This is a genomic window from Streptomyces sp. NBC_01515 (assembly GCF_045040345.1).
Taxonomy (GTDB): domain Bacteria; phylum Actinomycetota; class Actinomycetes; order Streptomycetales; family Streptomycetaceae; genus Streptomyces.
On the sequence record NZ_CP109416.1, the window covers coordinates 1,871,763 to 1,895,231 of the forward strand.

Consider the following 23,469-nt stretch of genomic DNA (forward strand, 5'->3'; position numbering starts at 1 on the left):
ACGCCGTACAGCCTACGGGGCGGCAGTGACAACAGAAGCCGGCGCCAACACCTGTGACAGGTCCGCTACTTGGCGGACGCCGTCAGGTCGCCCCGTCGCGGCGACGCGAAGCCCTCCAGGTCCATCCGGGTCAGCCCGGTCGCCCTGGCCACCTCGGCGATGTCGAGCGCGCCGCAGTCCAGGCCGCGCAGCAGATAGCCGCTGAGGGCCTTGGCGGTGGCGGGCTCGTCCATGACGTCGCCGGCGGCGTGGTTGGCGTAGCGGGCGAGACGCGCGGCGGCCTGTTCGAAGCCCTCGCGGTAGAAGGCGAAGACGGCCGCGTAGCGGGTGGGGATGTGGCCGGGGTGCATGTCCCAGCCCTGGTAGTACGCGCGGGACAACGCCCTCCGGGTGAGGCCGTAGTGCAGGCGCCAGGCGTCGTGGACCTTCGCGGTGGGGCCGACCGGGAGGACGTTCGTCGAGCCGTCCGAGACACGTACGCCCGTACCCGCCGCGGCGACCTGCATGATCGCCTTGGCGTGGTCGGCGGCCGGGTGGTCGCTGGCCTGGTAGGCGGCGGAGACGCCGAGGCAGGCGCTGTAGTCGAAGGTGCCGTAGTGCAGGCCGGTGGCGCGGCCCTCGGCGGCCTGGATCATGCGGGCGACGGTGGCGGTGCCGTCGGTGGCGAGGATGGACTGGCTGGTCTCGATCTGGATCTCGAAGCCGATCCGGCCCGGCTCCAGCCCGCGCGCCTTCTCGAAGGCCTCCAGGAGGCGCACCATCGCGGTGACCTGCTCGGCGTACGTGACCTTGGGGAGCGTGAGGACCAGGCCGTCGGGCAGCCCGCCGGCCTCCATGAGCCCGGTCAGGAAGATGTCGAGGGTGCGGATGCCCCGGTCGCGTACCGGCGCTTCCATGCACTTCATACGAATGCCCATGTACGGCGCCGCCGTGCCGTTCTCGTACGCCTCGGCGATCAGGCGGGCCGCGCGGGCGGCGGCCTCGTCCTCCTCGGCGTCGGGGCGGGGGCCGTAGCCGTCCTCGAAGTCGACGCGCAGGTCCTCGATGGGCTCGCGCTCCAACTTGGCCCGCACGCGCGCGTGGACGGGTTCGGCGAGGTCGTCGGAGAGGCCGAGGACGGCGGCGAAGGAGGCCGCGTCGGGGGCGTGTTCGTCGAGGGCGGCCAGCGCCCGGTCGCCCCAGGCGCGGATCGTGTCGGCGGCGAACACGTCACCGGGGACGTAGACCGTGTGGACGGGCTGGCGGGTGCCGGGGTCGCCGGGGTAGCGGCGCTCCAGTTCGGCGTCGACCGGTGCCAGGGAGGCGCTGATCTCCTCGCTGACCGCGCCCGCGAGGCTCGTCGCCACCTTCTCCTGCTCGCCCTGACCCATGCCCACACCCTCCGGTTTTCCGCTCTACGGAATCAACAATCCGTAGAACGAAGTTATCCATGGAGCTTCCCGCCGGTCAACACCCTGTCCACGCCGTGAACCCGTCGCGTTCACTGCCGTCCCCAGGCCCTCTTCCGCCCGGCGCCTCGCCCCTTCATCCTGACTCCCAAGGGGAGGGGACGCACATGTCGACTGTCAGGACGGTCACCCGTCGCGCGGGGCTGAGCACGCTGGTGGCGGCCGCCATCGCCCTGCCGCTCATCGGAACCGCACGCTCCGCCTCGGCCCGGAAGGAAACCCGCCTCCTGGACGTCATGACGTTCAACCTGCGCTACGCAAGCACCGACGAGCCCAACAGCTGGAAGGTCCGCCGCCCGGTGATGCGCGACCTGCTGCTCCGCGCGGCCCCCGACATCATCGGCACCCAGGAGGGCCTCTACGCGCAGCTCCAGGACATCAAGCGGGACCTCCCGCACTACGACTGGATCGGCGGCGGACGCAAGGGCGGCAGCTTCGACGAGGAGACGGCGATCTTCTACGACACCCGCCGCCTCGCCCCCGTGGAGTACGACCAGTTCTGGCTCTCCGACACGCCCTCGGTGATCGGGTCGAACACCTGGGGCGGCGACCACCCGCGCATCGCCACGTGGATCCGGTTCCGCGATCTCGGGGACAGGGGACGGGAGTTCTACGTCCTCAACACCCATCTGGACAACGCAAGTCAGTACGCGCGCGAGCGTGGCGCCACGCTCATCGCCGAACGCCTCGCCCGCCTGGACAGTTCTCTGCCGCTCGTGGTGACCGGCGACTTCAACACCGCCGCGTACACCACCTCGGTCTACTCCACGATGCTGGGCGCGGGCGCGGGCGCGGGCCTCAGGGACACCTGGGACGCGGCGGCCGCGCGGGGTCAGCTGTACGCCAGCTTCCACGGTTACCGCGCGCTCGTGCCGGAAGGTGCCCGCATCGACTGGATCCTGGTCTCCCCGGGGGTCACCGTGCGCCGGACGGCCCTCAACACCTTCTCCGAGAACAGCCAGTTCCCGAGCGACCATCTGCCCGTGCAGTCCACCATCACCCTGGGATGAACGAAGGCTCCCGCGACCACATGGGTCACGGGAGCCTCGTAGAACCTCAAAGGCATCAGCCCTTGCGGGAGTTGACCTCTTCGGTGAGCTGCGGGACGACGTCGAAGAGGTCGCCGACGACGCCGTAGTCGACGAGGTCGAAGATCGGGGCCTCGGCGTCCTTGTTGACGGCGACGATCGTCTTCGAGGTCTGCATGCCCGCGCGGTGCTGGATCGCGCCGGAGATGCCGTTGGCGATGTAGAGCTGCGGGGAGACGCTCTTGCCGGTCTGGCCGACCTGGTTGGAGTGCGGGTACCAGCCGGCGTCCACAGCGGCGCGGGAGGCGCCGACGGCCGCGCCCAGGGAGTCGGCGAGGGCCTCGATGATCGCGAAGTTGTCCGCGCCGTTCACGCCGCGGCCGCCGGAGACGACGATCGCGGCCTCGGTCAGCTCCGGGCGGCCGGTCGACTCGCGCGGGGTGCGCGCGGTGACCTTGGTGCCGGTGGCCTTGTCCGAGAAGGTGACGGCGAGGGCCTCGACAGTGCCGGCGGCCGGGGCGGCCTCCACAGCGGCCGAGTTGGGCTTCACGGTGATGACCGGGATGCCCTTGGAGACCCGGGTCTTGGTGGTGAAGGAGGCGGCGAACACCGACTGCGTGGCCACGGGACCCTCGTCACCGGCCTCCAGGTCGGTGGCGTCGGTGATGATGCCGGAGCCGATGCGCACGGCCAGCCGGGCGGCGATCTCCTTGCTCTCGGCGGAGGACGGCACCAGGACGGCGGCCGGGGAGACGGCCTCGACGGCGGCCTGCAGGGCGTCGACCTTCGGGACGACGAGGTAGTCGGCGTACTCGGCGGCGTCGTGGGTGAGCACCTTCACGGCGCCGTGCTCGGCGAGCGCGGCGGCGGTGTTCTCGGCACCGGGGCCGAGGGCGACCGCGACGGGCTCGCCGATACGGCGGGCCAGGGTCAGCAGCTCCAGGGTGGGCTTGCGGACGGCGCCGTCCACGTGGTCGACGTAGACGAGAACTTCAGCCATGGGAATGATCTCCTGCGTGCGTGCGAAGTCTGAGGGGCGGTGAGCGAGTTGGGCCGTGAGCCTTGGGGCTCAGATGAACTTCTGGCCCGCGAGGAACTCGGCGAGCTGCTTGCCGCCCTCGCCCTCGTCCTTGACGATCGTGCCGGCGGTGCGCGCGGGGCGCTGGGCCGCGGAGTCGACGGCGGTCCAGGCGCCTTCGAGGCCGACCTCGTCGGTGTCGATCTCCAGGTCGGAGAGGTCCCAGGCCTGAACCGGCTTCTTCTTGGCGGCCATGATGCCCTTGAAGGACGGGTAACGCGCCTCGCCCGACTGGTCGGTGACCGACACGACGGCCGGCAGGGAGGCCTCCAGCTGCTCGCTGGCGGTGTCGCCGTCACGGCGGCCCTTGACGACGCCGTCCGCCACGGAGACCTCGGAGAGCAGCGTGACCTGCGGAACACCCAGGCGCTCGGCCAGCAGGGCGGGAATCACACCGGCGGTGCCGTCGGTGGAGGCCATGCCGGAGACGACCAGGTCGAAGCCGGCCTTCTCGATCGCCTTGGCCAGCACCAGGGAGGTGCCGATGGCGTCGGTGCCGTGCAGGTCGTCGTCCTCGACGTGGATCGCCTTGTCCGCGCCCATGGACAGCGCCTTGCGCAGGGCGTCCTTGGCGTCCTCCGGGCCCACGGTCAGGACGGTGATCTCCACGTCGTCGTCCGAGTTCTCGGAGATCTGCAGCGCCTGCTCGACCGCGTACTCGTCGAGCTCGGAGAGCAGACCGTCCACGTCGTCCCGGTCGACGGTCAGGTCATCGGCGAAGTGCCGGTCGCCAGTGGCGTCGGGCACGTACTTCACAGTGACAACGATCCTCAAGCTCACGCCGGCTCTCCTACTGCATCGTCATTTTCGGCTGCCTACTTCCAGGCAGCATAGGCGCCCTGAACGGCCGTTCCCGGTGGGGGCGACCGGTGCTCCGAGCGAAATATTACTCGCCAGTACGCACTCCTACGCTCCCCCAAGGGGTGCCCGCTAAGCAAGCGCTTTGAACTGTGACCTGTGCAACGCAGCGTAATCGGAACTCGACGCTTCCGCAGGGTGGCCCGTCACCCACCCGGAGTGGCCTCAGTCACGCAGCCCGTTGAAGCGCCCCTGGTGGTAGAGGAGCGGGCGGCCGGTGCCCGCGTGGTCGCCGAGGACGACCTCGGCCAGGACGATGCGGTGGTCCCCCGCGGGCACGCGCGCGACGACCCGGCACACCAGCCAGGCGAGCACGCCGTCGAGGACCGGAACACCCTCGGGACCCTCGCGCCAGACGGTGGGCGCCCCGAACCGGTCGGCGCCGCTGCGGGCGAAGGTGGCGGCCAACTGCTCCTGGTGGTCGCCGAGTACGTGCACGCCGACATGGTCGGCCCCGGATATCGCGGGCCAGCTGGACGCTCCGGTGCTGATCCCGAAGGACAGCATCGGGGGCTGTGCGGAGACGGAGCTGAGCGAGGTGGCGGTGAAGCCGACCGGGCCGTTCTCACCGCGCGCGGTGATCACCGCCACACCGGCCGCGTGCTGCCGGAAGACGGAACGCAGCAGGTCGGGAGAGGCATGTTGAGGAGTACGGGTGCCGAGGTCGGGCGTGGCCGTCATGGACGTGTCCTTCTGCGGAGGGGACGAACTGGGTCCGTGGCTGCTCAACAGCCCGGACAGCGCGCGCTCGCGGTGCGGGCCAGGTCGACGTGCACCCGCCCGTAGAGAAGGAGTTCCGAAGGCATACGGTCAGGTTGACGATAGGTGGTGCGCGCAGTCAAGTACGTTCCGGCATATGGGAGATGACTCACCGATGTCCTCACCAATGGCGTCACGACCGTCAGACCGCCTCCCCCAGAGCCGCGATGACATCCGCCTTGCGGGGGAGGCCGGTGGCACGCCGTACGACCCGCCCGTCGGCGTCGAGGACCAGCACGGTGGGGGTCTTCAGGATGTCGAGTTCGCGTACGAGGTCCAGATGGTCCTCGGCGTCGATCTCGATGTGGCTCACGCCGGGGACCATGCCGGCCACCTCGCCCAGCACCCGGCGGGTGGCCCGGCAGGGCGCGCAGAAGGCGCTGGAGAACTGCACCAGGGTCGCCTTCTCGCCGAGGTCACCGCCCAGCTCGGCGGCACCGAGCCGTTTTCCACCGTCGCGCCCACGCACGCGTACTCTCCCGCTCCGCCGCCGATGCAGCACTCCGTAGGCGCTCGCCGCCGCGAGCACCACCACGCACACCACAAGTCCGGTCATCGAATTCTCCAGCGTTCACGAGACTGCAAAGATTCCCGGCACCACGAATCCTTTCCGTTGCGGAATCCTTGATTCATGGACATCGACGTAAGAGGACCGCGCTTCGGGGCGGCCCTGACGACCGTAGTACTGGCGGTCGTGCTGATCACCGGCAGCTTCTGGCTGCTGGCCTGGCAGACCCTGGCGTTCGCGCTGGGCGCGGCGGGCGGCGTGGGCCGTTCGCCGTACGGCTGGCTGTTCCGGAAGGCCGTGCGGCCCCGGATCGGGCCGCCCACCGAGTTCGAGTCGCCGGAGCCGCCGCGGTTCGCACAGGGGGTCGGTCTGGTCTTCGCCGGGGTGGGACTGGTCGGTTTCGGCCTGGGTCCCGACTGGCTCGGACTCGCGGCGACCGGGGCCGCGCTCGCCGCCGCGTTCCTCAATGCCGCGTTCGGGTACTGCCTGGGGTGCGAGATGTACCTGCTCGTGCGTCGAGTGACGGTACGCGCACAGTAAAGGCCGCTTAAAAGGCCGAGGTGGATCAAGCGATCGAAGTGACGAGGATCTCGCCGTTGTGCGGCACGAGGACTGGCCACTCGTTCGTTCTTGGGGCACGATCTGCGCAATGCCGTAAACCTACGGCTGCGTAGCTTTCCCGCCCGGAGAACCCCTTCCAGGCAGAGAGAAGGGTCCACCCCGTCCATGGCTGAGCTTGTCTACCGCCCCGTCATCGGTCTCGCCCAAACGCTCTTCAAGGCCTGGGACCTCAAGATCGACTGCAAGGGGTCGGAGAACATTCCGCGCTCGGGCGGCGCCGTGCTGGTCAGCAACCACATCAGCTACCTGGACTTCATCTTCGACGGTCTGGCCGCCCTGCCGCAGAAGCGCCTGGTGCGCTTCATGGCGAAGGAGTCGGTGTTCCGGCACAAGATCTCCGGTCCGCTGATGCGCGGCATGAAGCACATCCCGGTGGACCGCAAGCAGGGCGAGACGGCCTACCAGCACGCGCTGGAGTCGCTGCGGTCGGGCGAGATCGTCGGCGTCTTCCCCGAGGCGACGATCTCCCAGTCGTTCACCCTGAAGAGCTTCAAGTCGGGTGCCGCGCGCATGGCCCAGGAGGCCGGCGTCCCGCTGATCCCGATGGCGCTGTGGGGCACCCAGCGCCTGTGGACCAAGGGCCACCCGAAGAACTTCAAGCGCAGCCACACCCCGATCACCATCCGGGTCGGCGAGCCGGTGGAGGCTCCTCAGGACCAGTACGCGGGCGCGATCACCCGCCGCCTGCGCGAGCGCATCCAGGAACTCCTCGAAGCCGCCCAACGCGCTTATCCGGTACGGCCCAACGGCCCGGACGACACCTGGTGGATGCCGGCCCATCTCGGCGGCACGGCACCCACTCCCGAAGAGGTCAAGGCGGCCGAGGCTCGCTGAATCGTCACGCCGGGGCGTGGACGGTGATCCGCGCCCCGGGGCTGGACTTCTCCAGCAGCTCGGCGAGTTCGGCACCGGCGGCCTCGACGTCGGCCACCGGCATCGGCGCCAGACTTTCCAACAGGAAGACGGCGGCGGTCGTTTCCTCCGTGAGCCTGGTGCGCGGCCCCTGCCGCCAGTTCCACCGACGGCACGTGACGCCGGCCGCGTCCCGCCACACCACCTCGCCCGCGTCGGGATGCTCGACGACCTCCTCGCCGCCCGCGACGGTCACGAACTCCTCGTCCCCGGCGGCCCGTTGAAGGGTCATAGCGCCCTGGATGCGGTCGGTGTCCTCACCGCCCACGGGGATCAAGTGGGCCACGCTGATGGCGTTGTAGAGGTCGACCAGCACATTGATCCGGGGCAGCCCGGCATCCGAGAGCGCCCTCTTGGCCAGCGCCTCCGCCGAGTTGCGCGTGCGCGACGGCTTCGACCCGAACGCCGTGTACACCTCGCGCCAGGCCACCATGTGCGGGTCCTCGTGCGGGGCGCGCCCGTCCAGCCGTAGCGCGAGACGGCGGGCCGCGTCGTCGAGGAGCGCCGAACTCGCTTCGGTACTGGGCCCGTTGACCAGTCCGGTCGCCTCGATGGCCACGTGGGTGAACCCGGGGGCGAGGGCGCGAACTTCGTCGGACACGGTCAGGGTGAGGGTCATGGGCTGCCTCAGAGTGCGGTCGGGAGTGTCTGCCACAGGTGCGACCGGTCGGGGGCGGCCTTGAGGGCGCTCAGCACGACCGGGTGTGGTTCAGCGTACAGGACCGGATAGTCCAGCTCATTGAACTCGGGATCGGGTACGAAGGCCAGCCGCTCTCCGTCGAGGGAGAACTGCGCGTCCACACCAGGCTTGTTGCCGCGCGGGTCCTGCCGGTGCCAGGCCCCGTTGAACCGCACGGCGACCAGCCCGTGCACCACGTCGAACTTCTGGTAGCAGAACGCAGTGGGAATGTCCTCGGCCCGCAGCAGCGCGGCCAGCGCGTGCGCCTTGGCGTAGCAGATGCCGGTGCCCTGCTCCAGGACGTCGGAGGCCCGCCAGGTGACGCGCGGATCGCCGGAGTCCTGCGAGTGGGGAATGCCGTCCCGCACGAACTCGAACGCCAGGCGTGCATAGCCATACGAGTCGGCGGCACTTCTGGCCAGCCGCGCGGCCGTCTCCCGTACGAGGGGGTGCTCATGGTCAATGGCCTCGTCGGCGGCCAAGTACGCGGACAGGTCAGAGGTGTTCTGGATCAGCTCCATGGCCGCAGAGCATAGGAAAGCGATCACCCGAGAGTCAATGACTTTTCAAGTGATCGCATATCTATGCACAACACCATCCGACTCCGAGCCGGCAGGCCTAACGGGCCATCTCCTCCTTGAGCGCCGCCAGGAACGCGTCCACGTCGTCCTCGGTCGTGTCGAAGCCGCACATCCAGCGGACGTCTCCGGCGGCCTCGTCCCAGAAGTAGAAGCGGAAGCGCTTCTGCAGGCGCTCGCTCACGTCGTGCGGAAGGCGGGCGAAGACGCCGTTGGCCTGCACCGGGTAGAGGATCTCCACGCCGTGCACCGCGCGCACGCCCTCGGCGAGGCGCTGGGCCATCTCGTTGGCGTGGCGGGCGTTGCGCAGCCACAGGTCCTTGGCGAGCAGCGCCTCCAACTGCACGGAGACGAAGCGCATCTTGGAGGCGAGCTGCATGGACAGCTTGCGCAGGTGCTTCATGTGGCTGACGGCGTCCTGGTTGATGACGACGACCGCCTCGCCGAAGATCGCGCCGTTCTTCGTCCCGCCCAGGGAGAGGATGTCGACGCCGACCGCGTTGGTGAACGTCCGCATGGGGACGTCGAGTGAGGCCGCCGCGTTGGCTATCCGGGAGCCGTCGAGGTGGACCTTCATGCCGTGCGCGTGGGCATGGTCGCAGATCGCGCGGATCTCGTCGGGCGTGTAGAGCGTGCCGAGTTCGGTGCTCTGGGTGATCGAGACGACCTGCGGCATCGCGCGGTGCTCGTCGTCCCAGCCGTAGGCCTGCTGGTCGATCAGTTCGGGGGTGAGCTTGCCGTCGGGGGTGGGGACCGTGAGGAGTTTCAGGCCGCCCATGCGTTCGGGGGCGCCGCCCTCGTCGACGTTGATGTGCGCGCTCTCGGCGCAGATGACCGCGCCCCAGCGGTCGGTGACCGCCTGGAGGGCGACGACGTTCGCGCCGGTGCCGTTGAAGACCGGGAAGGCCTCCGCCGTGGCGCCGAAGTGGCTGCGGATGATGCCCTGGAGGTTCTCCGTGTAGTCGTCCTCGCCGTAGGCCACCTGGTGGCCGCCGTTGGCGAGGGCGAGGGCGGCGAGCACCTCGGGGTGGGCGCCGGCGTAGTTGTCGCTGGCGAAGCCGCGGATCTCCGGGTCGTGGTGGCGACGGGCGTCGGTCTTCGGAGGGTTCACGGCTTCTCGGTCAGCCACAGACGGTTTCCGTTCACTTCGGTGGCGGGCTTGTCCCAGACGCCGGCGATGGCCTCGGCGAGGTCCTTGACGTCGGTGAAGCCCGCGAACTTCGCGTTGGGTCGCTCGGCGCGCATCGCGTCGTGCACGAGCGCCTTCACCACCATGACGGCGGCCGCGGAGCTGGGCCCGTCCTCGCCGCCGGCCTTGCGGTAGCCGTCGGCCATGGCGAGCGTCCAGGCCTCGGCGGCGGCCTTGGAGGCGGAGTACGCCGCGTTGCCGGCGGTGGGCTTGCTCGCGCCCGCCGCGCTGATCAGCAGATAGCGTCCGCGGTCGCTGCGCTCCAGGCCGTCGTAGAAGGCCAGGGAGGTGTGCTGGACGGTGCGGATGAGGAGCTTCTCCAGCAGGTCCCAGTCGGCGAGGTCGGTGTCGGCGAAGGACGCGCTGCCGCGCCAGCCGCCGACGAGGTGGACCAGGCCGTCGACGCGGCCGAAGTCCTTCTCGATGTGCTCGGCCCAGTCACGGGTCGCCTGCGGGTCGAGCAGGTCGACCGTGTCCCCTACGACGGTCGCGCCGCCGTGCGCGTAGCGGGCCGCGTCCACGGCCTCCGCCAGGCGTTCGGGATGCGCGTCCGCGCCGACGACGGTCGCGCCGGCCTCGGCCAGCCGCAGCAGCACGGCACGCCCTGCGGGCCCGCCCGCTCCGGCCACCGCGATCACCGCGCCGTTGAGCGCCCCGTTCCCCATGGTCCTCGCCTCCTGAGCCACTTCGGTCGTACGGTCGCTCACGCGGCGATCCGCTCGGCGGTCTCCGCCGTGATGCCCCGGGTCGACGCGATCACGTTCTTGAGCTTCTTGGAGAGTGCCTCATAGAACATGCTCAGCGGAAACTCGTCCGGAAGCACGTCATCCACGAGTTTCCGCGGCGGCAGGCTCAGGTCGAGGGCGTCCGGGCCCTTGGCCCAGCGGGAGCCCGGGTGCGGGGCGAGGTAGGTCGCGACCAGCTCGTAGGCCTTGAACCAGTGGACGAGCTTGGGGCGGTCGATGCCCGCGCGGTAGAGGTCCTCGATCTCGGCGCACAGCTGGTTGGTGACCTCGGGGGCGCGCTGCCAGTCGATGTGCAGCTTGTTGTCGGTCCAGCGGACGACGTCGTGCTTGTGCAGGTAGGCGAAGAGGAGCTGGCCGCCGAGCCCGTCGTAGTTGCGGACGCGCTCGCCGGTGACCGGGAAGCGGAACATGCGGTCGCAGAGGACCGCGTACTGCACGTCACGGGCCTGCGGGACGCCGTCGGCCTCCAGCTTCACGGCCTCCTTGAAGGCGGTGAGGTCGCAGCGCAGTTCTTCGAGGCCGTACATCCAGAACGGCTGGCGCTGCTTGATCATGAACGGGTCGAAGGGCAGGTCGCCGTGGCTGTGGGTGCGGTCGTGGACCATGTCCCACAGGACGAAGGCCTCTTCGCAGCGCTGCTGGTCGTCGACCATCGTGGCGACGTCCTCGGGCAGTCGCATGCCCAGGATGTCCACGGCGGCCTCGGTGACCCGGCGGAAGCGGGCGGCCTCGCGGTCGCAGAAGATGCCGCCCCAGGAGAACCGTTCCGGCGCCTGCCGTACGGCGATGGTCTCCGGGAAGAGCACGGCCGAGTTGGTGTCGTAGCCTGACGTGAAGTCCTCGAAGGTGATGCCGCAGAACAGCGGGTTGTCGTAGCGGGTCGCCTCCAGCTCGGCCAGCCAGTCGGGCCAGACCATGCGCAGGACGACCGCTTCGAAATTGCGGTCCGGGTTGCCGTTCTGCGTGTACATCGGGAAGACGACCAGGTGCTGGAGTCCGTCCCGGCGGTTCGCGGCGGGCTGGAAGGCCAGCAGCGAGTCCAGGAAGTCGGGCACCTGGAAGCCGTCGTCGGCCCACTGCCCGAGATCCCTGACGAGTGCGGCGTGGTAGGCCGCGTCGTGCGGGAGCAGCGGGGAGAGCTCCTCGACGGCGCCCGTCACGCGGCGCACGGCGGACTCGGCCTCCGTGCGGCCCGGGGCACCCTCGGCGTCGAAGTCGATCGAGCCGTCCTTCGACTGCCATGGCCGGATCCGCTCCACGGCGTCCTTGAGCACGGGCCATGCCGGATGCTCCACCACCCTGGTCACGGGAGGAAGCCGCTCCTCAAAACCCACCTGCACAAGAATTTCCGTCATGTCCCATCCTCCACGGGAGAACCTCGCGTATGGACACCGTATGCGTTCGGGGTTTCTCCTAGCAAGGCAAGGCTCCGCAAATTATCCTGCACCCCCCATCTGTCACCGCTCTTTTTCCTGCCGGACACAAAGAAGGCGATTACTTCCGCCGTGGCGGGGTAAGCGGCTCGGCGCCTGCCACCAAGGGCCACCGGGGGCCGGTTTCGGTCAACGGCCACCGGACTCGCCCACGGCCGAGTGACGACGCCGGGAAGTACGCCCCAGGTACACCCCGGCCGTCACCCCCAATCCCCCGTGTAAGCGCGGGTACATCGCCGGGCCCGGCCGTTAGGCTGCGGCTCTGCCGCGTGGACGCCGGTGTCCGGCCGCGCCCACGCGCGCGTGCCGAGCCGCCGCGACGGAAGCGAGTTGAACCTTGAACTTCCTTACCATCGGTCACCGCGGAGTCATGGGTCTCGAACCCGAGAACACTCTCCGTTCCTTCGTCGCCGCCGAGCAGGCCGGCCTCGATGTCATCGAACTCGATCTGCATCTGAGCAAGGACGGCGCCCTCGTCGTCATGCACGACGCCGACGTGGACCGTACGACCGACGGGACCGGCTCGATCGCCGAGCGGACCCTCGGCGAGCTGCGCACCCTGGACGCGGGCCGCGGCGAGCGCGTGCCCGTCTTCGAAGAGGTACTGGACGCGGTCAGGTCGCCGGTCCAGGCCGAGATCAAGGACCTGGCGGCGGCGCGGGCGCTGGCCGAGGTCATGCACCGCCGGAACCTGGTCGAGCGGGTCGAGGTGTCCTCGTTCCACGACGAGGCGATCGCCGAGATCGCCCGCCTGGTGCCCGGCGTACGGACCGCGCTGATCGCCAGCCGCTTCGGCCCCGACGTGGTGGAACGCGCCACCGAGGCCGGTGCCGAGACGGTCTGCCTCAACATCCGTCGGCTGACCCTGGAGGTCGTCGAGGCGGCCCGCAAGGCGGACCTGAAGATCATCGGCTGGGTGGTGAACACACAGGACCAGCTGCGGCTCGTACGGGCCCTGGGGCTGGACGGCGCGACGACCGACTACCCCGAGATCAAACGCACGGGCCGCTTCACGGCGTAGCGGACCGAACAGCCGTAAGAACTAAGCGAGTTCCTTGACCAGCAGCTCGAACTGCAGGTCGTCGCGCTGCGGAATGCCGAACCGCTCGTCGCCGTACGGGAACGGGGTCATCCGGCCCGTACGGCGATAGCCGCGGCGCTCGTACCAGGCGATGAGGTCGTTCCGTACGGAGATCACGGTCATGTGCATCTCCCGCACGCCCCAGGTCTCCCGGGCCGTGCGCTCCGCCTCCGCGATGATCACCTTGCCGAGACCGGCGCCCTGGAGCTGCGGGCTGACGGCGAACATCCCGAAGTAGGCGTGCGCGCCCCGGTGTTCGAGCTGGCAGCAGGCGACCACCCGGCCCTCGCGCTCGACGACGAGCAGCCGGCTGTCGGGCGACTTGATGACCGCGAGCACGCCCTGGGGATCGGTCCGCTGCCCTTCGAGGATGTCCGCCTCCGTGGTCCAGCCTGCCCGGCTGTCGTCCCCCCGGTAGGCCGACTCGATCAGCACGACGAGGGCGTCCGCATCGGCGTCGGTGGCGTCGCGGAAGGTCAGTCCGGTGGCGGCGGTGTCCATGGTGCACAACTCCGATCAAGGCGCGGCTCAGGCAGAGACGAGAGTAACGCGACCCCGGAGACTAGGCTCCGGCCGCATGGTCCACGTACTGAGCAGCCGCATCCTGCTGCGCCCCACCGATCCCGAACGTTCCCGCGCCTTCTACGGCGAGCAACTGGGCCTGCCCGTCTACCGCGAGTTCGGCACGGGCGTCGAACGCGGAACCGTCTACTTCCTCGGCGGCGGCTTCCTGGAGGTCTCCGGCCGCTCCGACACCCCGCCCTCCCCCGCCGTACAGCTGTGGCTACAGGTCGCGGACGCGGGCGCCGCGCACGAGGAGCTGCGGGCGAAGGGCGTCGAGATCGTGCGGGCGCCGGTGCGGGAACCCTGGGGCCTGGTGGAGATGTGGATCGCGGATCCGGACGGGACACGGATCGTGCTGGTGGAGGTACCGGCCGACCATCCGCTGAGGTACCGCCCGGGGATGTAGGTCTACGACGGCTGCGGCGCCCTCTCCGTGCCGGATGGCCGGGGTCGCGGCCCGGGCTTAGCGTGCTGGGAGGGGAGCTTTCTGCGGAAGGAACGCCATGAAGCTCGACAGGCCGGTGACCGGTGGGCCCTGCTGGACCGAGCTCGGGACCAGTGATCTGGAGGCGGCCAAGCGGTTCTACTCGGACGTGTTCGGCTGGCGCCCGGAGACCGATCCCCGGCCGGAGGCGGGCGGTTACACGGTCGCGCACATCGGGGACGCGGCGGTCGCCGCGCTGACACCGCTGTTCCAGGAGTCGCAGCCGGTGGCGTGGAACGTGTCGTTCGCGGTCGCGGACTCCGACGCGACGGCGGAGCAGGTACGGGCCGCGGGCGGAACCCTGCTGATGGAACCGGTCGACGTGTTCGACATCGGCCGCTTCGCGGTCGCCCTCGACCCGGGCGGCGCCGCGTTCCAGATGTGGCAGGCGCGGACCTTCCCCGGCGCCGGGCTGTTCAACGCGCCCGGCGCGCTGGGCTGGGTGGAACTGCTGACACGGGCGCCGGAGCGGGCCGAGAGCTTCTACACGACCGTATTCGGCTGGACCGTCCGTCCCTCGGCGCACTACCCGCAATGGGGCATCGACGGCGCCGACTTCGGCGGCATGATGACGATGGACGCGAAGTTCCCACCGGAGGTGCCGCCGCACTGGCTGCCGTACTTCGCGGTGGCCGACGTCGACGCCACCGCCGCAACGGCTACGGAGGCGGGCGGCACGGTCCTCATGGAGCCCACGTCCATCGCCGACGTGCGGCGGATCGCGGTGCTTCGCGATCCGCAGGGGGCGATGTTCGGGGTGTACGCGGCGGGCGACGAGGAGCACTGAGCCACCCGCCCGCGTCCCGTCCTCAGGCCAGTCGCGTCACCGTCACCGTGTCGATCACCGGTGCGTACGCGGAGCGTTGGCCGTACTGGTTCCTGGAGTGGCCGTCGTGGTCCGGGAGTTCGTCCGCCGTGAAGGTGAGGGTGTTGGTGCCCTCGGCGAGAGTGACGGGGACGGCGAGGTCGTGGAAGTTGTTGAAGTGAAAGGTGGTGGGGAACAACACGCGCTGTGGGGCCGACCCGTTGATCGAGATATCGGCGTGGCGGCAGACCGGGTCCGGGTTGTAGTGGGTGGCCGGTGCCTGCTCGCCGTTGGAGTAACGGATCGTCAGCGCGTGACGGCCGGCCCGCTCCGCCGTCACGGTGAGCGTGAGCGCGTTCGCGGTGCCGCCGCCGATGCCGTCGACCGCCTTGCCGCCCGTGGCGAACGTGTGGGCGCCGGTGACCCGGGCGCTGCCGGTCGTGGTGCCTTCCTCGGCCGGGTGCGTCGAGGTGGGGAGGAGTCCCTGGGAAGGGCCTACCTGGAGGCGGTCCAGGACCAGTTGGTCCGAGGTGGCGGTGACGGTGACCTTGTTGATGCCCGATGCGAGGAACAGGGGAACGGAGGATCGTTGAGCAATCCCCACGTTCTCTCCGTTGATCGTCAACTCGCCCTCCCCGGAGCCGATCCGATCGACGGTCACAGTCGCCTCCCCGTCCTCCGCCGCGTGCACCCAGAAGGTGGCGGTGCCGCCCCGGGGCAGTACGGCGACACCGGGACCCGACGCTCCGACCCGCGCGTAGTCGACGCGAGCCCCGCCACCCAGCACCGCGAACTCCGCGTCGTACAGCGCGGGTGCGGCCACCTGGTCGTCGCGCAGGGCGAGGTCGAGCCGGTCGACGACCGCGTCACCCCGTGTGACGCCGAGGTCATGGTCCTGCGCGGCGAGGGTGATCGAGTGCGCGCCGGCGGTCAGTTCGACCCGGGTGTCGGTGTGGCCCCACACCGCCCACTTGTAGCCGAGCGGCAACCGGAGTTCCTGCGGATGCCCGCCGTCGACCAGGAGGAAGACATTGGTGGGCCCCTGCTCCCGCACCGCGTCGGCCAGGTTGTACGAGTTGGCGAAGACGCTCACGTCGTACGTCCCGTCCTGCGGGACCTCCACGGAGAAGACGAGCACGCCGTCGGAACCGGTGCGGAGTCCGCCCACGTGGTAGCCGGTCGAGCCCGCGAACTTGTCGACGTCGGACGGGGACCCCTCGGGCCCGTTCAGCGAGTGGCCGTCACCGATGTAGGCCGCGTCCTCCGCCTGGTACGAGCGCCGCCAGCCGACCGAAGGCGGCAGCGCTACGGCTCCGTTGCCGCCCGGGGACAGGGTCACCTGGTACGCCGACATCGCCTCCAGTTCCGTCAGACGCAGCGTCACATTGCCGTCCACGACGGGCAGTTCACGATCAGTGAGCCTCAACGGCTGCGCGGACGCGCCGACTTGGCCGGTCCAGGGGATCTCAAGCAGCCGCACATGGACGGTCCTACCGAAGACCTCGGGGTCGACGTGCTCGAACACGACGTCCGCCGACCCGCCCGCGCCGCCGAGCAGTACCCGCGCCTGCCGCTTGGCGCGGTCGAGCGCGGCGACGCCCTGGAGCGTGTACTGGGCGTTGGGGTGGGGTGCCGTGACCTGGACGGTGTGTCCCGTGAACTGCCCGTAGGCGTTGAACAACCACCACTGGCCGTTCCCCTTGTTGGCCTCCACCACCGAGTCGTTGAGGTTGCCGTCGATGTTCCAGTACGCCATGTCGGCGTCGACCTTGGACTCCTCGATCGCGGCGATCCACTGGATCATCTGGCCCGGGACGGACAAGTGGTAGTTGTGGGCGTACTCGTTGAGGTTGACGGGGAGTGGGCCGATGCCCAACTCCCGTTCCAGCGCACGGTACTTGGCGACGCTCGTACGGATCTCGTCGGGCGAGGACAGCTCGTGCCAGGTGATGACGTCGGGCAGTACGTCCTCGGCCTTGGCGAACTCCAGGAAGCCCCTGATCTCGTCGTACAGGAGGCAGGTGTTGGGGCCGGCGATGCGGGCGCCCGGGTCGAGTTCCCTGATGAGGCGGTGGATGTCCCGCCAGGCGGTGAAGTAGGGGCCCGGTTCGGTGCGCCAGGAGACCTGGTCGTAGCTCCACTCCCCCGTGCCGAACATGTTGCCCTCGGGCTCGTTGAACGGGACGTACACGACATGGGACTTGTACGCGCCGAGCGTCAGCACCTGGTCGACCTGGCGGCGGACGCGGGCCGTGAAGTCGGTGAGGCGTTCGGCTCCGGTGTCGCCGGGCCATTCGTAGGGAAAGCCGCGGTAGATGTCGGTCATGTAGACGTAGACGTCCTGGCCGCCGGCCTCGACGAAGGTGCGGAGGATCTCCAGGGCGTCGGCGCCCGGGTGCTGGGTGCCGTCCTGGGCCTTGGTGGAGACCGTGCGGACGTACATGCCCTCGACGGCGTTGCGGCTGGGGACACCGTCGCCGTACAGGCCGTAGAGCGTGCCGCTCGCGCCTCCGTGGAAGGGGCCTGTATCGGTGCCGAGGTCGACGGTGAGCATCTCGGGGGTGGAGGCTTCGGCTGCCACGGCATCAATCCCTTGTTCGACATGTCGTACGTCAGTCGGCTTCCCGAACCGGCTTGATCGAACGTAGGGAGATCACGCGACTCGCGTCAACGGTCCGTCGGCGCCCGCGTACGGCGGCTCAGACGCGCAGCATGCCCAGCCGGCCTTCCAGCTGGGCCAGCAACTCGCCGAGCAGGGAGGCGAGTTCGCCCTGTCCGGGGGTGTCCAGGCCGGCGAGCACGGTCGTCTCGTAGGCGAGCTGCTCGGGCAGGATCGCGTCGACGAGGTCGCGGCCGGTGTCCGTGAGGCGGACGTGGGCGACCCGGCGGTCCCGGGTGTCGCCGCGGCGCTCGACCAGCCCGCGTTCGGTCAGCAGCTTGAGGCGTTTGGTGACGGCGGCGCCCGAGGAGAAGGTCTCCCGGGTCAGCTCGCTCGGCGTCAGCTCGTGCCCGGTTCGGCGGAGCGCGCCGAGCAGGTCGAACTCGGGGCGGCTGAGCCCGGCCCGGCGCAGCGGCGCGTCCTCGGCCTGCTGGAGCAGGGCGGCGCACCGGTTGATCCGGCCGATGATCTCCATCGGGCCGGTGTCGAGGTCGGGGTGCACGGCCTGCCACTGCCCGACCACGGCGGCGACGGTGTCGCGCCGGATCGCACTCGCAGGAGTCGGGCGGACCGCGCCGTCCCCGTCAACCGGCCGTCCGTTCATTGCCGTCATCCCCGTACGCCCTCCGTCTTTCCGCCCGTGCGCCGATCCCCGGTCGGCCAGGAGTGCGACTCCCGGCGTCGTACCGTCGCGGCGAGCGTACGGTGTCCGGACTGTTCGGCGAGCACGACCCGCTCCTGCGGCAGGGCGCGCTGCCACCACTCGCCGGACGCGGCGTCGACGGTGGCCCGCAGTTCGACGAGCGCGGCGGCGAGCGCACGGTGCGCGGAATCCAGGCTCCCGCGCGCGGGAGCCTGCTCCGTCAGCAGTCGCGCGGCCCGCTCCCGGGCGCGTTCCACCGCGCTCAGCGCCTCCTCGATACGGTCGGTCGCGCGCCGATTGGTGACGACGGCCGCGGCGACGAGGCCGACCAGTGCTCCGACGAGGGTGTCGACGACCCGCTCGGCGATCAGCTCCCCGGGCTGCTGCGTCCGCGCGAACTCCGTGATGAGCAGCGCCATCGGGGTCACGCAGACGCTGCCGAGCCAGTAGTTGCGGCCGATCAGCGCCTCGGCCCCGAAGTTGAAGGCGAGGCAGCAGAGAACGAGGGCCGCGGGGTGCGCGTGGGCGAGCGGGGCGACGACGGCGAAGACGAGCACCCCGGCGAGGTTCCCGACGACCCGTTGCACGCCCCGGCCCCAGGTGAGCGTGATGTTGGCCTGGTAGAGGGAGGCCGCGGTGACGAGGGCCCAGTAGGGGCGGCCGACACCGAGGGCGAGGGACACGTATCCGGCGAGCGCACAGCCGAGCGCCGTACGCAGCACGAGCGGGGTCAGCGGACCGAGCCTGGTCCACAACGGGCTTACGGGGGCAGCCAGTTCGGCGTCCACACCGAGCAGTTCGGCTGCGGCGTCTGCCGGGACGTCGGTCTGCGGGACCGGTCCCCTGCCGCGCAGTTCGCGGGCCCAGGTGCGCAGCCGCTCCGGGTCGGCGTCGGCGGGCGCGGCGAGGGCGACCTCGGCACGGACGAGGAGGCGTTCGAGGGCGCGCCGGGGTGGGGTGCGGGTGCCGGTGGCGAGGAGGGACTGCCAGGCGGCGTGGACGGCGGCCGCGGCGGCGGCACGCGCGCGTGCGTCACCGTCTCCGGTGCCGTGCGCGGCGGCGTACGTGGCGGTGGCGTTCAGCGCCTGGGCGGTGGCGCGGCGCTCGGGGCCGTAGGGGCGGACGAGTGCGGGGGCCATGCCGACGAGCCATGCCCAGGCGCCCGCGGCGGCGGCCAGCGCGAGATGGCCGGGGACCTGGCCGAGCGTCTGCGGGGCGAAGAGCGAGGCGGAGCTGATGAAGGTGAGGACCACGTTGCCGGGCGGGCCGATCCGGGTCGCGTCGCACAGGCCCTTCTGTACGGCGGCCAGGGCGGCGCCGACCGTGACCAGCACGACGGCGTTGGTGGTGAGCGAGGCCGTGACGAGCGCGACGGCGAGACCGGCGATCATGCCGAGCACCACCCAGACCAATGCGCGGGCCCGGGCGGCGTACGGCTTGTTGTGGGCGTAGAGCGCGCACAGGGAGCCGGCCATCGTGTACATCGCCAGGTCGAGGCGGCCGAGGGCCAGCAGGGTCAGGTTGGGCGGGGCGACCGAGGCGACCGCGCTGAGCGCGGGCTTGAACCAGATGTCGGACGGCCGGCCGAGGCGCAGCACGCCGGTGAGCGGGAGACGTCGGACGCGTGGGGTGGGGGCGGGGGTCGCACTGCTCATGGCAAACAAGTTTAGCAGGTGTTTTACTCGTGAACGATTTCCTTCGAGCACGCGTACGGGGCGCCACTGACCTGCCGCGCTCCGTCGAGTGCTCCCCGTGTACACCGTTGCGCTTGATTGCGCCCCGTGCGGCACGGGCATCCTGTGACCGAACGTCGACGGAGAGCGAGATCCGAGGCGAAACGGGGGACGCGCGTGCATGGTGGACCGGCTTCGCCCGGCTGGCTGTTGGTCGCGCTGTGCGCGGCGACCGGGGCCTACTGCCTGCTGCGGATGCGCAGCCCCGTCGAGGAACAGCGCCGGGCCGCGGGCGGCGAGGCGCTGATGGGCTTCGGCATGGCGGCGATGGCCGTACCCGCCGCGGTGTTCACGCCACCCTCCTGGGCGTGGCCCGCCTACGCGGCGGTGTTCGGTGCGGCGGCGTTGCGCGCCCTGTGGTCGGCGCGCAGGAGCCCGCACCATGTGCACCACCTGCTGGGCACCGCGGCCATGGTCTACATGGCGCTCGCGATGGCCGCCTCGCCCGCGCACCACCACGAGCACGGCGACTCCGGAGTCCCGCTCGTGACAGGCGCGTTGCTCCTCTACTTCGTGGGATACGTGCTGCTGTCGGGCATCCGGCTGGTGCCCGTCGCCGGCGCGGTCACCGGCGCGGGGGTCGGTGGCGGGAGCGTCGGTTGGGGCGACCGGCCGGAGCTGGCACGGGCGTGCCGGCTGTCGATGGGGATCGGCATGGTCGCGATGCTGCTGACGCTCTAGGCAGGACCGGCACGGCGGTACGAAATCGTGGTCTGCGTCACTTTGCCTTAACAAGCCGTACCCCTGATCACCGCGGCGCTCATAGGGTGCTCCCATGATGGTCCCCGCGGCACTGTTGCTGCTCGGCGCCTTGGCCGCCGTTGTCGCCCCACGGCTGCTCGCCCGGGCCGACTGGCCGGACCATGAGCCGGTGCTCGCGCTGTGGGTGTGGCAGTGCGTGGTGGCGGCCGTCCTCCTGTGCTGCGCCCTGTCGATGACGCTCAGCGCCGCCGCCGCGTGGCAGGCGGTGCGCGGGCACGTGTTCGCCAACGCCCCGCACGCGGTCGTGGACGCCTATCCCCTGGTGACGACCGGGCCTTGGGCTGCGACAACTGCGGTGACCCTCGCGTGCGGTGGTGCGTGGACCGCGGCGATGCTGGTCCGTGAGGTCGTACGGGCCCGGGCGCGACGTCGGCTACGTCGGGCCGAACTCCTCGTGCGCGCACCGGTGTTGCCTGGCGAGGAGCCTGGTGCCGAGCCGCTGGTCATCCTGGAGGGGGAGCGGCCGGACGCATGGTGGATGGCCGGTACCGCGCCCCAACTGGTCATCACCACGGCCGCGTTGAGGCGCCTCAAGGGACGGCAGCTGGACTCGCTGCTCGCGCACGAGCAAGGGCACGCGCAGGCCCGGCACGACTGGCTGCTGCACTGCTCGGGCGCGCTCGCGAACGGGTTTCCGCAGGTGCCGGTGTTCGCCGCGTTCCGGGACGAGATGCACCGGCTGGTCGAACTCGCCGCCGACGACATGGCATCCCGCCGTTTCGGCCGCCTCACGACCGCCCTCGCCCTGGTCGAACTCAACGAGGACCGCGGGGTGTTCGGGCCGTGCCCCACTCCGCACGCCCATGTCCCGCACCGGGTGAACCGGCTCCTCACTCCCCCGGACCGCCTCACGGCGATGCGCCGCCTGGGCTGGACCGCGACGGCGGCACTGGTGCCGGTGGTGCCGGTACTGGTGGCCTTCGTGCCGGGGTTGCGGGCTCTGGGCTAAGGAGGACCGGGGGGTGTGCTCCCTGAGCGGGATTGGCTCCGCCCACCACCGGTCGGCGAGGATCGTTCCATGCACTACCCGCCCCGCCCGACGCTCCGACAGACCGGCATCACCCTCGCCCTGTGCTCCGCCCTGCTCCTCACGCTCGTCGCGGTGAAGTGGCGTCCGCTGATCGACGTCGACGAGCGGATCGCCCGGACCACACATAGCTGGGCGGTCGAGAACCACGGCCTGACACACACGTTCCGCATCCTGACGGACTGGGTCTGGGACCCGCTGACCCTGCGCCTCGTGTGTGCGGCCGCCATGGTGTGGCTGGTGTGGCGCCGTTCGGCATGGTGGACGGCGCTATGGCTGGCGGCCACATGTGCGCTGGGCACCCTGTTCCAACAGACCCTGAAGGCACTGGTCGACCGCCCCCGCCCGGTATGGCCCGACCCCGTCGACTCGGCCCACTACGCCGCCTTCCCCTCGGGCCACGCCATGACCGCCACGGTGGTCTGCGGCCTGCTGCTGTGGCTGCTCCACGACTACGGCACCGGACGCGCTGTATGGCGTACGGCCATGGTCTTGGCCGTGATCTCCGTTACGGGTGTGGGCCTCACCCGTGTGTGGCTGGGCGTGCACTGGCCGTCGGATGTGGTGGGCGGGTGGGTGCTGGGGGCGTTCGTGGTGGCGGCTGCTGTGGGGGCGCAGCAACGGTGGCGGGTGTGAGCGCGGCCGGGCGGCGGCATCGCTATGTCGGACCGGCGGAGTTGCTGACCGCCGTGCGGCCGGGTGCGGAGGGCCGGGTCATACGGTCGGCCGGGGATCTGAACGCCTGGCTGGCCGGGCAGGAGACGGCCGAGTTGGCCGAACCCTTCACTTTCGTGGTCGATCTGGAAACACGGCTGCGGCTGGCGCCGCGTCGGAGTGAGCACGTGGCGTGTGCCGGGGGCGCCGATGTGCTGGGCGCGGGAGAGATGGACTTCGGGCGCGCGGCGGGACTCTGGGTCGTCCGGGAGGTCAGCAACCTGTCCACCGGTTACTGTCCGCACCTCGACTCATGGGATGCGGTGGCACGCGCACTCGACCAGGCCGGTATCGGCCGTCCCCCGGGCTTCACTCACGCCGTCGTGTTCCGGCGCTGCGTGTCCTGCCGGGAGATCAACATCGTGCGCGAGGGCGATTTCGTCTGCGTGTTCTGCGGAAGCGATCTTCCCGCCGCATGGAATGTCGCTGCGTAAGATCACCGCATGAATGCCGTCCTCTTCGACTTCTCCGGAACCCTCTTCCGTATCGAGTCCACCGAGTCCTGGCTGCGTGCCGTGTTGCGTGACACCGGAATCGCCTTGCCGGAACCGGAGTTGGTCGAGGCGGCGCGGGCGCTGGAGGCGGCCGGGGCGATGCCGGGTGGGGCGCAGCCGGAGCGACTGCCCGAGGAGTTCGCGGAGGTGTGGGCGATCCGGGACGAGAGTTCTGAACTGCACCGGGCCGCGTACACCGGCGTCTCGCGCCAAGTCCCGCTCCCCGAACCGGCGTTGCACGACGCGCTGTACGACCGGCACATGACGCCGGCCGCGTGGACTCCGTACCCGGACACCGAAGACGTGCTGCGCACCCTGCACGAGCGTGGGATCGGCGTGGGTGTGGTCAGCAACATCGGTTGGGATCTGCGGCCGGTGTTCCGCGGGCACGGGCTCGACCCGTATGTGGACGCGTACGTCCTGTCGTACGAACACGGCATCCAGAAGCCGGACCCACGGCTGTTCACCGTCGCCATCGAGGCCCTCGGCGTCGACCCGAAGGACGTGCTGATGGTCGGCGACGACCGGCGGGCGGACGGCGGGGCGGCGGCCCTCGGGTGCGGGGTGCACTTCGTGGACCACCGGTTGGTGACGGAGCGGCCGGACGGTCTGCGACCGGTAATCGAGCTGGCCGGGCGGGGACAGGGCAGGCCCCGGGGCTGACCC

25 protein-coding genes are annotated in these 23,469 nt (G+C 70.4%); 11 read left to right on the forward strand and 14 right to left on the reverse strand.

Translation table 11 applies throughout. From position 1 onward, the window contains the following. Window positions 1-65 precede the first annotated feature (65 nt). On the reverse strand, window positions 66-1,370 hold the full coding sequence (locus OG407_RS08180) for a DUF6986 family protein (RefSeq protein ID WP_405856443.1): 1,305 nt from the start codon (window positions 1,368-1,370) through the stop codon (window positions 66-68). Window positions 1,371-1,555: 185 nt separating this feature from the next. On the opposite strand from OG407_RS08180, the gene OG407_RS08185 reads away from it, so the two are divergent. Further along, window positions 1,556-2,458, forward strand: a complete 903-nt coding sequence (locus OG407_RS08185; protein ID WP_405856445.1) for an endonuclease/exonuclease/phosphatase family protein — start codon at window positions 1,556-1,558, stop codon at window positions 2,456-2,458. Between the two features lie 55 nt (window positions 2,459-2,513). Here the strand turns inward: OG407_RS08185 and OG407_RS08190 are convergent, their stop codons facing one another. The 4 genes from OG407_RS08190 to OG407_RS08205 all read right to left on the reverse strand — a co-directional run bounded on the left by OG407_RS08190 (window position 2,514) and on the right by OG407_RS08205 (window position 5,727). After that, window positions 2,514-3,476, reverse strand: a complete 963-nt coding sequence (locus OG407_RS08190) for an electron transfer flavoprotein subunit alpha/FixB family protein (RefSeq protein WP_403601810.1) — start codon at window positions 3,474-3,476, stop codon at window positions 2,514-2,516. 69 nt (window positions 3,477-3,545) lie between these two features. Continuing rightward, window positions 3,546-4,334 carry an electron transfer flavoprotein subunit beta/FixA family protein gene (locus OG407_RS08195; RefSeq protein ID WP_266868343.1) on the reverse strand — a complete coding sequence of 263 codons (789 nt, stop codon included), beginning with the start codon at window positions 4,332-4,334 and terminating at the stop codon, window positions 3,546-3,548. A gap of 243 nt (window positions 4,335-4,577) precedes the next feature. Then, window positions 4,578-5,093: a flavin reductase family protein gene (locus OG407_RS08200; protein WP_405856448.1), complete on the reverse strand. Its 516-nt coding sequence runs from the start codon at window positions 5,091-5,093 to the stop codon at window positions 4,578-4,580. 220 nt (window positions 5,094-5,313) lie between these two features. Then, the gene (locus OG407_RS08205; RefSeq protein ID WP_262062821.1) at window positions 5,314-5,727 is read right to left on the reverse strand and encodes a thioredoxin family protein; all 414 of its coding nucleotides are present in this window, start codon (window positions 5,725-5,727) and stop codon (window positions 5,314-5,316) included. 75 nt (window positions 5,728-5,802) lie between these two features. Here OG407_RS08205 and OG407_RS08210 point away from each other — a divergent pair, with 75 nt between their 5' ends. Both OG407_RS08210 and OG407_RS08215 read left to right on the forward strand, forming a co-directional pair. Beyond that, window positions 5,803-6,219, forward strand: coding sequence for a DUF4395 domain-containing protein (locus OG407_RS08210; protein WP_327405868.1), 417 nt, complete (start codon window positions 5,803-5,805; stop codon window positions 6,217-6,219). Window positions 6,220-6,405: 186 nt separating this feature from the next. After that, the gene (locus OG407_RS08215) at window positions 6,406-7,134 is read left to right on the forward strand and encodes a 1-acyl-sn-glycerol-3-phosphate acyltransferase (RefSeq protein WP_033278392.1); all 729 of its coding nucleotides are present in this window, start codon (window positions 6,406-6,408) and stop codon (window positions 7,132-7,134) included. Window positions 7,135-7,138: 4 nt separating this feature from the next. Here the strand turns inward: OG407_RS08215 and OG407_RS08220 are convergent, their stop codons facing one another. From OG407_RS08220 to OG407_RS08240, 5 genes are all read right to left on the reverse strand, one after another. Continuing rightward, window positions 7,139-7,831, reverse strand: coding sequence for a B3/4 domain-containing protein (locus tag OG407_RS08220; RefSeq protein WP_405856451.1), 693 nt, complete (start codon window positions 7,829-7,831; stop codon window positions 7,139-7,141). An 8-nt stretch (window positions 7,832-7,839) separates the two neighbouring features. Further along, a complete protein-coding gene (locus OG407_RS08225) occupies window positions 7,840-8,412 on the reverse strand; it encodes a transglutaminase domain-containing protein (protein ID WP_405856453.1) in 573 nt (190 codons plus the stop codon). A gap of 97 nt (window positions 8,413-8,509) precedes the next feature. Beyond that, window positions 8,510-9,580, reverse strand: a complete 1,071-nt coding sequence (locus OG407_RS08230) for a threonine aldolase family protein (protein WP_405856455.1) — start codon at window positions 9,578-9,580, stop codon at window positions 8,510-8,512. Then, the gene (locus OG407_RS08235) at window positions 9,577-10,323 is read right to left on the reverse strand and encodes an SDR family oxidoreductase (protein ID WP_318021570.1); all 747 of its coding nucleotides are present in this window, start codon (window positions 10,321-10,323) and stop codon (window positions 9,577-9,579) included. The genes OG407_RS08230 and OG407_RS08235 overlap by 4 nt, the downstream gene beginning before the upstream one ends. Before the next feature lie 38 nt (window positions 10,324-10,361). Next, window positions 10,362-11,759, reverse strand: a complete 1,398-nt coding sequence (locus OG407_RS08240; RefSeq protein ID WP_405856457.1) for a DUF6421 family protein — start codon at window positions 11,757-11,759, stop codon at window positions 10,362-10,364. 415 nt (window positions 11,760-12,174) lie between these two features. On the opposite strand from OG407_RS08240, the gene OG407_RS08245 reads away from it, so the two are divergent. After that, window positions 12,175-12,858, forward strand: coding sequence for a glycerophosphodiester phosphodiesterase (locus tag OG407_RS08245; RefSeq protein WP_405856459.1), 684 nt, complete (start codon window positions 12,175-12,177; stop codon window positions 12,856-12,858). Between the two features lie 21 nt (window positions 12,859-12,879). Here OG407_RS08245 and OG407_RS08250 read toward each other — a convergent pair whose 3' ends face one another. Further along, complete coding sequence (locus tag OG407_RS08250) at window positions 12,880-13,419, reverse strand: GNAT family N-acetyltransferase (protein WP_405856461.1); 540 nt, start codon at window positions 13,417-13,419, stop codon at window positions 12,880-12,882. A gap of 76 nt (window positions 13,420-13,495) precedes the next feature. On the opposite strand from OG407_RS08250, the gene OG407_RS08255 reads away from it, so the two are divergent. Next, window positions 13,496-13,888, forward strand: a complete 393-nt coding sequence (locus tag OG407_RS08255) for a VOC family protein (protein ID WP_405856463.1) — start codon at window positions 13,496-13,498, stop codon at window positions 13,886-13,888. A gap of 97 nt (window positions 13,889-13,985) precedes the next feature. Next, a complete protein-coding gene (locus tag OG407_RS08260; RefSeq protein ID WP_405856465.1) occupies window positions 13,986-14,753 on the forward strand; it encodes a VOC family protein in 768 nt (255 codons plus the stop codon). 22 nt (window positions 14,754-14,775) lie between these two features. Here OG407_RS08260 and OG407_RS08265 read toward each other — a convergent pair whose 3' ends face one another. The 3 genes from OG407_RS08265 to OG407_RS08275 all read right to left on the reverse strand — a co-directional run bounded on the left by OG407_RS08265 (window position 14,776) and on the right by OG407_RS08275 (window position 19,728). After that, window positions 14,776-17,352: a cellulosome protein gene (locus OG407_RS08265; RefSeq protein WP_405856467.1), complete on the reverse strand. Its 2,577-nt coding sequence runs from the start codon at window positions 17,350-17,352 to the stop codon at window positions 14,776-14,778. A gap of 118 nt (window positions 17,353-17,470) precedes the next feature. Continuing rightward, window positions 17,471-18,043, reverse strand: coding sequence for a MarR family winged helix-turn-helix transcriptional regulator (locus OG407_RS08270; RefSeq protein ID WP_405856469.1), 573 nt, complete (start codon window positions 18,041-18,043; stop codon window positions 17,471-17,473). Further along, on the reverse strand, window positions 18,040-19,728 hold the full coding sequence (locus OG407_RS08275) for an FUSC family protein (RefSeq protein ID WP_405856471.1): 1,689 nt from the start codon (window positions 19,726-19,728) through the stop codon (window positions 18,040-18,042). The genes OG407_RS08270 and OG407_RS08275 overlap by 4 nt, the downstream gene beginning before the upstream one ends. Before the next feature lie 195 nt (window positions 19,729-19,923). Between OG407_RS08275 and OG407_RS08280 the strand changes: the two genes are divergently transcribed. The 5 genes from OG407_RS08280 (at window position 19,924) to OG407_RS08300 (ending at window position 23,466) form a co-directional block, all read left to right on the forward strand. Further along, window positions 19,924-20,487 (forward strand): DUF5134 domain-containing protein, encoded by a 564-nt coding sequence (locus tag OG407_RS08280; RefSeq protein WP_405856473.1) that lies wholly within the window; start codon window positions 19,924-19,926, stop codon window positions 20,485-20,487. A 94-nt stretch (window positions 20,488-20,581) separates the two neighbouring features. Further along, window positions 20,582-21,517 carry a M56 family metallopeptidase gene (locus OG407_RS08285; RefSeq protein ID WP_327405856.1) on the forward strand — a complete coding sequence of 312 codons (936 nt, stop codon included), beginning with the start codon at window positions 20,582-20,584 and terminating at the stop codon, window positions 21,515-21,517. A gap of 69 nt (window positions 21,518-21,586) precedes the next feature. Further along, on the forward strand, window positions 21,587-22,231 hold the full coding sequence (locus OG407_RS08290; RefSeq protein WP_405856475.1) for a phosphatase PAP2 family protein: 645 nt from the start codon (window positions 21,587-21,589) through the stop codon (window positions 22,229-22,231). Then, entirely contained in the window at window positions 22,219-22,743 is a 525-nt protein-coding gene (locus tag OG407_RS08295) for a hypothetical protein (RefSeq protein ID WP_405856477.1), read from the forward strand. Before OG407_RS08290 ends, OG407_RS08295 begins: the two co-directional genes overlap by 13 nt. Window positions 22,744-22,752: 9 nt before the next feature. Next, entirely contained in the window at window positions 22,753-23,466 is a 714-nt protein-coding gene (locus OG407_RS08300) for an HAD family hydrolase (protein ID WP_405856479.1), read from the forward strand. The last annotated feature ends 3 nt before the right edge of the window (window positions 23,467-23,469 follow it).